This is a genomic window from Pseudomonas putida W15Oct28 (genome assembly GCF_000708715.2).
Taxonomy (GTDB): Bacteria; Pseudomonadota; Gammaproteobacteria; order Pseudomonadales; family Pseudomonadaceae; genus Aquipseudomonas; species Aquipseudomonas putida_R.
Genome location: NZ_JENB01000107.1, coordinates 1 through 320, shown reverse-complemented (window position 1 = coordinate 320; position 320 = coordinate 1). Strand labels below are relative to the sequence as shown.

1 tRNA gene is annotated in these 320 nt (G+C 46.6%); it reads right to left on the bottom strand.

Annotated elements, in window-relative coordinates:
* Positions 1-230 precede the first annotated feature (230 nt).
* Positions 231-306, bottom strand: a tRNA-Ala gene (locus AK81_RS27620).
* Positions 307-320: the final 14 nt, after the last annotated feature.

Sequence of the window (320 nt, the reverse complement as noted above, 5' to 3'; positions counted from 1 at the left end):
ACCCCAAGCAATCTGGTTATACTGTGAAGACGACATTCGCCGAAAATTCGCACGTCGCTCTTTCGAGCAGAACTCACAAATTTTACCTTAGCCTGATCACACACCAGTGAAAGTGCATGTCAGTCTATTTCTATCACATATCCGAATTTTTAAAGAACGATCTGACAAAAGTCAGAAATCAACATTCATTCACGAATGTTCATTTCTAAGTTCTGATCAAGTGAGGCAAGTGGTGGAGCCAAGCGGGATCGAACCGCTGACCTCCTGCGTGCAAGGCAGGCGCTCTCCCAGCTGAGCTATGGCCCCGCATATTGGTAGGT